Raw genomic sequence first — 9,229 nt, 5'->3', positions numbered from 1 at the left:
ACTCGCTCACATTTTTGTGCGCCACGCGCGCCGCTTCCTGAAGCAATTGCTTCACGGGTACGCTGGCACGCACATCGATGCGCTCGGATTTGGAATGAAAGACTGCGGTCATGGCGCCCTCTTGTTGACGAATTGATCTATGATAACGTCCTGACAACGTACTGACAAATAGTTTTATCTGGATCCATAAACATTGCGCCCAGCCAGCGGCCCGAAGCATCTAGCCATGACTGCACAATTTTGGAGGCTGCAGATTGACCTACTTGTCAACGCAAGAACTTTGTTGCCTGCATTGATGCCATTGGCCCCGGCATCCGAGTTGGCACAGCAGCTTCCGATACCGCTTGCTACACCCCTATTTGCGACTCAAAGGCATAAATGCTGTACTTCTTCGTCACGCAGGCTAACCAAGTCGCCCGCCAAGCTTTCGCTATCGATTAAATAGCAGCCCGCGCAGATGCACCAAGCGCCAGCAGGCGTTTTGCCATGCAAAGTACGGCGTTGTCTTTGCTCAGCACCAGGCAGCGATGGGCGACTGCCAAATCGATGAAGCGCTGGTCGTCCGGGTCTTTGCAGGTCACGGGGGCCTTGGCTGCGGGCTCCACCGTGTGGGCCCATGCGTCGCGCGCGGCCAAGACGGCAGCCGGTTCCAGCCTATAAAACGCAAGGCGCTTGGCGATGTGCGGATAAGCCAGCACCCGCTCAAGCTCGTCGCGCATGGCGGCGGTGGCCACCCACTGCAATGTGCCGGCCTGCAGGGCCTCGCGCAGGGGCGGGGTGCGCGGGTCTTGAAAGACGAGCAGGTCCAGCACGATGTTGGTGTCAAGCACGATGCGGGGCACCGGCAGCAGCACCTGTAACGTCAAGTCAGTCGCCTCAGGCATTGAGCGCGGCTTTCACCCCTGCGGCGCGGCGTCGTTTGCGGGCGCTGCGCCACCCGGGGCCAGGCGGCCCTTCACCATGTCGAACCTGAACAACCGGCACTCCAGCGGGCCGTTCCACATGGGTACGCGGCGCGATTCCTTGAGGCGCATCTTGCTGGGCAGCTTGAGGTCGGGGGTGAGCATCCAGGCTGTCCAGCCGCTGTAGTTCTTCTTCCAGTGGCTGGCCAGCTGGTTGAAAAATTCCACGCCGTCGTCGGCTTGTGCCAACTCACGCGCGCCAAAGCGCGCACCCTCGCCCTCGCCCGCCACCCCGCCAATACCGATGCGCTCGCCATAGGGCGGGTTGATCAGCATCAGGCCGCCGCCGGTGGCGATTACGTCGATCGGGGGCATGCGCTGCAGGGCGTCGCCGCCGCGGAACTCAATCACATCGGCCACGCCGGCGCGTTGGGCATTGCGCTCGGCAAAATCCACCATCCGGAACGACACGTCGCTGCCGTAAATCAAGGCTTTTTGGCCTGGCTCCGGCTTCACCACTGCGTCGGCAGCTTCTTTTTTCATAGCGGCCCAGCTCTGCGCGCGAAACGGCTTGTACTTCTCAAAGGCAAAACGGCGCAGCGAACCGGCGGCGATATTGCAGGCGATTTGCGCGGCCTCAATCACCACCGTGCCGCTGCCGCAGCAGGGGTCGTAGAGCGGCAGCAGGTCGGCGTCGCCCGAGGCCCAGCCGCTGGCCGCAATCATGGCGGCGGCTAGGGTTTCCTTGAGCGGCGCGTCGCCCTTGTCTTCGCGCCAACCGCGCTTGAAAAGCGGCTCGCCTGAGGTGTCGATATAGAGGCTGCAGCTGTCGGTGGTGAGGTGGGCGTAAATCCTCACATCGGGCCACTGGGTGTCCACGTCCGGGCGCACACCGCCAGCCACCTCGCGAAAGCGGTCGCACACTGCGTCTTTCACCTTCAAGGCGGCGAAGTTGAGCGAGGTCAGCGGGCTGTGCTGCGCGGTGACCTCGACCTTGATGCTCTCGCGCGGGGTAAACCAGCGCTCCCACTCCACCTGCATGGCGGCGCGGTAGAGGTCCTGCTCGCTGCGGTACTCGGTGTACGACACCAGCACCAGCACCCGCTGGGCCAGCCTGCTGTGCAGGTTGAGCAGCATGGCATGGTCCAACGAGCTGCGCACCGCCACACCTCCGCGTTGCTTGGTGATGCAGCCCGGCGGCAGGCCCGTGATCTGCAAGATCTCCGGCGCCAGGTATTCCTCCACGCCGGCGGCGCAGGGCAGGAAAAGGGTCAGTTGGTTCATAGCGCTTTGCGGAGTGAGGCGGGGGCGATTTTCATGCCCTCGCGGTATTTGGCCACGGTGCGCCGGGCGCAATCAATGCCTTGTTCTTTGAGCATGTCGGAAATCTGGTTGTCGCTCAACGGCTTGGTGCTGCTCTCGGAGGCAATGAACTGCTTGATAAGCGCGCGCACCGCGGTGCTGGACGCGTTGCCGCCCGACTCGGTTCCCAGCCCCGAGCCGAAAAAATACTTCAGCTCCACGGTGCCAAAGGGCGTGGCCATGTATTTGGCGGTCGTGACCCGGCTGATGGTGGACTCGTGCAGGCCCAGCTCGTCGGCAATTTCACGCAGCACCAGCGGTCGCATGGCCAGCTCGCCGTGGGTGAAGAAGCTCTTTTGCCGGTCCACAATCGCGGTGCTCACCCGCAGGATGGTGTCAAAGCGCTGCTGAATGTTTTTGATGAACCAGCGCGCTTCTTGCAGGCGCTGCTGCAGCCCGGCGTGGCTGGCGCTGGCCTTGTGGTTGCGCAGCACGTTGGAATAAATGTCGTGCACCTTCAGGCGGGGCATCACATCGGGGTTCAGCAGCACCCGGAATTTCGGCATGCCGCCTGGCTTGCCAATCGCCTGCACCAGCACATCGGGCACCACGATGTTGCGCTCCACATCCACAAAACGCCGGCCGGGCTTGGGCTCCAGGCGCGCAATCAGGGCAATCGCCTCGCGCACCAGCGCTTCGCTGCCCGCGCCTGCCGCCACCAGCCGCTTGATGTCGCGCCGCGCCAGCAGCTCCATCGGCTGGCGACACACCGAGAGCGCCACGTTTAAGAGCTCGAGGCGCCCGTGGTGGCCGTCTTCATCCGCGGTGTGCAGCAGCGCCGCCATTTGCAGGCGCAGGCATTCGCCCAGATCGCGGGCGCCCACACCCATCGGCTCCAGGCTCTGCAGCAGCCCCAGCGCCACGGTGAAGTGGTGCACCAGCGCGTGCAGCTGCTCGTCGTCCGCGGGCTGCAGGGTCCGGGCAAGTTCCTCCAGGGGTTCTTCGAGGTAGCCGTCGTCGTTGAGCGACTCAATCAAAAAGCGCAGCGCCGCCATGTCCTCGGGCCCGGCGCGCAGGCCACCCGCCTGGCGGTGCAAGTAGGCCTGCAGCGACTCGCCGGAGCGGGCCCGCTCGAAGGCATCGTTCTGCCCGTCGTCTTCGAGGTTGTTGGACTTGGCTTGGGCCTCAACACCCCACTCGCCGTCGTCAGCCGCCGTCTCGCTGCTGCCGTCGCCGCCCCAGTCAGGTTCATCAGGTTCATCAGGTTCGTCAGGGCCGGAGGCTCGGGATTCACCGTCTAATGGGGTGGTAGAGCTTATAGATGCTGCGTAGTCAGCTATAGAAACAGGAGCAAATTCGCTTCCGTCCCGGGCTGCGTCGCCCACCTCCGAGAGCCGGTCGCCCTCGCTCACCGGCGCGTCGGCTGCATCCAGCCCGAAGTCTTCGCGCTCGGCGCGATCTTCAGCGAGCTCGAGAAACGGGTTTTCGTCCAGCATCTGCTCGACCTCCTGGCTGAGCTCCAGCGTCGAGAGTTGCAGCAATCGGATGGACTGTTGCAACTGAGGCGTCAGCGCCAGGTGCTGCGACGCGCGCAGTGACAGGCCCGGCTTCATCTACATCTTGAAGTGTTCGCCGAGGTACACGCGGCGGACGTCGGCGTTGTTCACGATCTCGGAGGGCGTGCCCTGGGCCAGCACATGTCCGTCACTGATGATGTAGGCGTGGTCGCAGATGCCTAGGGTTTCGCGCACGTTGTGGTCGGTGATCAGCACGCCGATGCCGCGCGCCTTCAGGAAATTGATGATGCGCTGGATCTCGATGACCGCAATCGGGTCGATACCGGCAAAGGGCTCATCCAGCAAAATAAATCGCGGGCGGGTCGCCAGGGCGCGGGCAATCTCGACCCGGCGCCGCTCGCCGCCCGACAAGGCCAGCGAGGGCGAATCCCGCAGGTGCTCCACCCGCAGCTCCTGCAGCAGGTGGGTGAGCCGCTGCTCGACCTCATCCGGACTCAGCGGCTGGCCCTGATCGTCGTGCTGCAGTTCTAGCACGGCGCGCACGTTGTCGGCCACATTGAGCTTGCGAAAAATTGACGCCTCCTGCGGCAGATAGCCCAGTCCCAGGCGCGCGCGGCGGTGGATGGGCATGTGCTCGATGCTCTGGCCGTCAATCAGAATGTCTCCGCCACTGGCGCGCACCAGTCCCACAATCATGTAAAAGGACGTGGTCTTACCGGCGCCATTGGGGCCCAGCAGGCCCACCACTTCGCCGGTGCGCACCGCCAGCGACACGTCTTTCACGACCTGGCGCTTGCCGTACGACTTCTGCAGGTGGCGGGCTTCGAGCCGCCCGGCAGCGCTTGGCGCATCTGCCGGGGTGGCCTTGGGGTCAGCGTTCACTGGCCGGCCTTATCGAGCTGTGGCGTCGTCTTGAGCGCCCCGCCCGAGGCGGCAGCACCGGCAGCGCCTACCGGCTCCGGCTTGGGTGTGAGCATGGCCCGCACACGGCCTGTGGGCGCGCCGGCCGCCTTGGGCCCACCGTCCACGGTGAACCGGTCGGTCAGGTTTTCATACACGATCAGCGCGCCGGTCACCTCATCGGCCAAGGTGGTACCCCGCAGGCGGCGCATCTGGGCCTTTTTGATGAAGCGCACCGTGTCGGCCTTGCCGTCGTATTCGATGGTGTCGCCCTCGCCCTCGATGAACTCCTCCAGCCCCTCACGCTTCTGGCGGAAAAATGCCTGCTTGGCCGGGGAGCCGGTCACCAGCCCGTACTGATAGCCCTCGGGGTCCTGGCGTACCTCAATCTGGCTGCCCCGAATCAAGATGGTGCCCTTGGTGAGCACCACGTTGCCCGAAAAGACGCTGACCTGCTTGAGGTCGTCGTAGCGCAGCGCGTCGGACTCCACATGCATGGGCTTGTTGCGGTCGGCTTTTTCGGCCTGCGCGGAGCCGGACCAGCCGGCCATAGCCAGAAGCACCGACAGGAAAATAAGGGGGTTTTTCATAGGGGCACGAAACTTGCTGCAAATGCGCTCGATGCATTGTAGCCAGCGCCGCGCCTTGCCAACGCGCGGCTCAGGCCCGGCCCGCGCGCACGTCGGCAACCAACGAATCCACCACCATCAGGGCGCGCTGCATGTTGCCGGCAAGAGAGCCGTCGGTATAGAAGCGACCGGCCACGCCCAGCGCCGGCACGCCCTCAACCTTGTAGGCGTTTTGCAGCTGGGTGGACTTGCCGGCCTTGGTGGCCACGGCGAAGGAGTTGTACTGGGCGAGGAACTTGTCTTTTTCCACGCCCTGCTGCACCGCCCAGTCCACGATCGCTTCGGGCCTGGAGAGGTTCAACTTCTCGGCGTGAATCGCAACAAACACCTTGCCATGCAGCTTCTCCACCAGACCCATCGCCTCGAGCGTGAAATACAAGCGCTGCTGGGCCACAAAGGTTTCCTGGAAGGCCACTGGCGCGCGGCGGAAAGACACATCCTTGGGCAGGTTCTTGACCCAGGTCTGCAAACTGGGCTCGAAGGCGTTGCAGTGCGAGCAGCTGTACCAGAAGAACTCCACCACCTCGACTTTTCCTGCCGGCGCCTCAACCGGAGCGCGTGGATCCAGCGCCATGTAATCGGTGCCGGCCTGCGGCTTTCTCGCTTGCGCCAGGGCCTGGCCTGAGCCCAGCGTGGCGGCCAATGCGGCACCGCCTGCCACTTGTGTGAATGCGCGACGTTTCATAGTGCTTGACTCCGTAATGGTGTTGGGATGAGGGTCCGGTCCGATGGGCCGGGCTGGTTCAGGGATGGTTCAGGGATGGTTCAGGGCTGGGTTTGGCGCTGCACGCGGACCAGGGCCGTTTCTAGGCCGGCCTTGTCCATTTTCTCTTTGGCCTTGTCGGCGTCTTCCTTGTGGTCAAAGGGGCCGACCCGCACGCGGAATACCGGCTTGCCGGCCAGTTCGCGCTCGCTGATCTTGGTTTCTATGCCGCTGAGCGAGAGCTTGGCGCGCTGGGTCTCGGCGTCCTCAGCGGTACGGAACGAGCCGACCTGCACCCAGTAGGTAAAGGTGTCCGTATCCGCGCCGCCCGCTTTGGCCCGGACCAGATCACCCAGCGGATCGGCGGAGGCTTTGTCTGCGGCTTTATCCGTTGCCTTGTCCGCTACTTTCCCGTCGGGCTTGTTGTCCTTGGCAGGAGCGCCGGGCACGGTGGCCACAGGCACGGCCGGCGCAGGATTCTTGCCGTACATGGGCGCGTTGGGGTCCCAGTTTTTGTTTTTCTGGGCCTCGGCGGCGTCCTGGTCGGCGCTGCGGCTCTGGCTCTTGTTCATGAAGGGCACCGGCACCTTGGTCACATACACCGCTACCGCCAATGCCGCGCCCAGGCCCACCACCACGCCGATGATGAACCCCACCAGGGTTCCGCCACGTTCCGACTTCATGCCATGCTCACTTTGCCAAACTTTTGAATCGTTGCATTCTTAAATCGTTACATTTTTTGCGGGGCGCTCACACCCAGCACTGCCAGGCCATTGTGCAGCACCTGCGCGGTGGCTGCGACCAGCGCCAGCCGCGCCAGCTTGACCGCTTCTTCGTCCACCAGAATGCGTTCGGCATCGTAGTAGCTGTGGTAGCTCGCAGCCAGCTCGCGCAGGTAAAAGCTCACGTCGTGCGGGGCCTCGCCCTCGGTGGCAGCGGTCAGCATCTCGGGGTATTTGGCCAGCAGCAGCATCAACGCCTGGGCCTGCGGGCTCTGCAGGGCCGACAAGTCCACCGCTTTGAGCGCGGCCACATCGCCGCCCCAGCTGGCCAGCACCGAGCAGATGCGGGCGTGCGCGTACTGCACGTAGTACACCGGGTTGTCGTTGTTCTTTTGCACCGCCAGGTCTACATCGAAGGTGTATTCGGTGTCGGGCTTGCGACTGAGCAGGAAGAAACGCACCGCGTCCTTGCTGGTCCATTCAATCAGGTCACGCAGCGTCACATAGCTGCCGGCGCGCTTGCTGATCTTGACTTCTTCCCCGCCGCGCACCACGCGCACCATGGTGTGCAGCACATAGTCGGGGTAGCCCTGCGGGATGCCCACATCAGCCGCCTGCAGCCCGGCGCGCACACGGGCAATCGTGCCGTGGTGGTCGGTGCCCTGGATGTTGACCACCTTGGTGAAACCGCGCTCCCACTTGGCGATGTGGTAGGCCACATCGGGCACAAAGTAGGTGTAGCTGCCGTCGCCTTTGCGCATGACGCGGTCTTTGTCGTCGCCGTAGTCAGTGCTCTTGAGCCACAAGGCACCGTCCTGTTCGTAAGTCTTGCCATTGGCAATCAACTTATTCACCGCCGCATCGACTCGCCCGCTGGTGTACAGGCTGGATTCCAGGTAGTACTGGTCAAAGTGCAGGTTGAAGGCTTGCAGGTCCTTGTCCTGCTCGTTGCGCAGGTAGGCCACTGCGAACTGGCGGATGTTGTCGTAGTCGTCTACATCGCCATTGGCGGTGAACTCGCGGTCGTCGGCCTTGACGGTGGAGCGGGCCACAAAGTCACGGGCAATGTCGGCGATGTAGTCGCCGTTGTAGAAAGCCTTGCTCTCTGGGTTGTCGGGGTCGGTGGGCCAGCAGCTGTCGCCGGGCTTGAAGCCCTTGGCGCGCAGCTGGGTGCTCTTGGTCAGGGTGTCAATCTGCACGCCGGCGTCGTTGTAATAAAACTCGCGGTGCACCTTGTAGCCTTGCGTGGCAAACAAGTTGCAAATGGCGTCGCCCAGCGCGGCCTGGCGCCCATGGCCCACGTGCAGCGGGCCGGTAGGGTTGGCCGACACAAACTCCACCAGCACCGGCAGGCCGCGGTCCAGCTGGTAGCCAAAGCGCGCGCCCTGGCCCAGCACCTCGCGCACGATTTCCTGCTTGGCCGCGGGGGTCAGGCGGATGTTGATAAATCCCGGCCCGGCAATCTCGATGTCCTGCACCCACTGTTGGTAGGCAGGCGTGGCCAGCAACTCGGTGCGCAGGGTTTCGGCGAGCTGGCGGGGGTTCAGCTTCAGGGGCTTGGCCATTTGCATGGCCGCGGTGGTGGCAAAGTCGCCGTGCGCCGCCACCTTGGGCGACTCGAAGGCCGCTTTGAGGCCGGCACCGGGAGAAAGTTTTTCGAGGCAGGCGGCCAGCACCTGCAGAAGGTCGTGTTTGACGTTGAGCATCGGCGGATTTTACGGGGGGCGGTGTCAGCCGCTGGGGCTATTGCCGGCGTGGCAGGCTAAAGGCCCACGCCGCACACCACGCCGGCAAACACCGCACACCCCACCCAGTGGTTCAGGCGGAAGGCTTTGAAACAGCCTTCTCGAGAGCGGTCGGAAATCAGCCGCCAGTGCCACAGCACCTGTGCCGCAGCTGCGGCCACTCCCAGCCACCAACCCCAGGACGCTGCAATACGGGGCAACACCAGCGCCGACCACACCAGCAAGTACAACGCGTAAAACACCAAGATGGCCGGCACATCCCAGCGCCCGAGGGTGATGGCGGAGGTTTTGATGCCAATCTTCAGGTCATCATCACGGTCGACCATGGCGTATTCGGTGTCGTAAGCCAGCACCCAAAAAAGATTGCCAAGCAGCAAGCCCCAGGCATGCCAAGGAACGCTGCCCTGCACCGCCGCAAACGCCATCGGCACACCAAAACTGAACGCCACCCCCAGCACCGCCTGCGGCATGGCAAAAAAGCGTTTGGCATAAGGGTACGCCACCGCGACCACCAGCGCGGCGATCGACCAGGCCACGGTAGCGGCGTTGGTAGTGAGCACCAACCCAAAGGCGATGAGCGCCAACACCCCGCCCACCGCCAGCGCCTCGCGGCTGGAGATGCGCCCGCTGGTCACCGGCCGCTGCGCGGTGCGTTTAACGTGTTTGTCGAATTCCCGGTCCGCCACATCATTGACGCAACACCCCGCGCTGCGCATCAGCACGGTACCCAGGGTGAATACCGCCAGCAGATGCCACCCCGGAAAGCCCCCCGCCGCCAACCACAGCGCAGAGAGCGTCGGCCACAGCAA

Annotated in this window: 9 protein-coding genes; all 9 read right to left on the bottom strand. The window is 63.8% G+C overall.

Features of this window, described 5'->3' with window-relative positions:
* Positions 1-437 precede the first annotated feature (437 nt).
* Positions 438-866, bottom strand: coding sequence for a putative toxin-antitoxin system toxin component, PIN family (locus Q0O05_RS09925; RefSeq protein ID WP_293662598.1), 429 nt, complete (start codon positions 864-866; stop codon positions 438-440).
* 30 nt (positions 867-896) lie between these two features.
* On the bottom strand, positions 897-2,186 hold the full coding sequence (locus Q0O05_RS09920) for a THUMP domain-containing protein (RefSeq protein WP_293662596.1): 1,290 nt from the start codon (positions 2,184-2,186) through the stop codon (positions 897-899).
* Positions 2,183-3,817 (bottom strand): RNA polymerase factor sigma-54, encoded by a 1,635-nt coding sequence (gene rpoN / locus Q0O05_RS09915; RefSeq protein WP_293662594.1) that lies wholly within the window; start codon positions 3,815-3,817, stop codon positions 2,183-2,185. Before rpoN ends, Q0O05_RS09920 begins: the two co-directional genes overlap by 4 nt.
* Positions 3,818-4,603 (bottom strand): LPS export ABC transporter ATP-binding protein, encoded by a 786-nt coding sequence (gene lptB, locus Q0O05_RS09910; protein WP_293662592.1) that lies wholly within the window; start codon positions 4,601-4,603, stop codon positions 3,818-3,820. It lies immediately after the preceding gene.
* Positions 4,600-5,211 (bottom strand): lipopolysaccharide transport periplasmic protein LptA, encoded by a 612-nt coding sequence (lptA, locus tag Q0O05_RS09905; RefSeq protein WP_293662590.1) that lies wholly within the window; start codon positions 5,209-5,211, stop codon positions 4,600-4,602. The genes lptB and lptA overlap by 4 nt, the downstream gene beginning before the upstream one ends.
* A 70-nt stretch (positions 5,212-5,281) precedes the next feature.
* Positions 5,282-5,935 carry a thiol:disulfide interchange protein DsbA/DsbL gene (locus Q0O05_RS09900; protein WP_293662589.1) on the bottom strand — a complete coding sequence of 218 codons (654 nt, stop codon included), beginning with the start codon at positions 5,933-5,935 and terminating at the stop codon, positions 5,282-5,284.
* 80 nt (positions 5,936-6,015) lie between these two features.
* Complete coding sequence (locus Q0O05_RS09895) at positions 6,016-6,636, bottom strand: SPOR domain-containing protein (protein ID WP_293662587.1); 621 nt, start codon at positions 6,634-6,636, stop codon at positions 6,016-6,018.
* Between the two features lie 47 nt (positions 6,637-6,683).
* Complete coding sequence (gene argS, locus Q0O05_RS09890) at positions 6,684-8,381, bottom strand: arginine--tRNA ligase (protein ID WP_293662586.1); 1,698 nt, start codon at positions 8,379-8,381, stop codon at positions 6,684-6,686.
* Positions 8,382-8,437: 56 nt separating this feature from the next.
* The coding region (gene ubiA, locus Q0O05_RS09885; protein ID WP_293662584.1) for a 4-hydroxybenzoate octaprenyltransferase at positions 8,438-9,229 on the bottom strand (792 nt) is incomplete at its 5' end.

Origin of the sequence: Rhodoferax sp. OV413, from assembly GCF_945881795.1 — a bacterium.
Lineage (GTDB): Bacteria > Pseudomonadota > Gammaproteobacteria > Burkholderiales > Burkholderiaceae_C > Allorhodoferax.
This window is presented reverse-complemented; position numbering and strand designations above follow the sequence as displayed.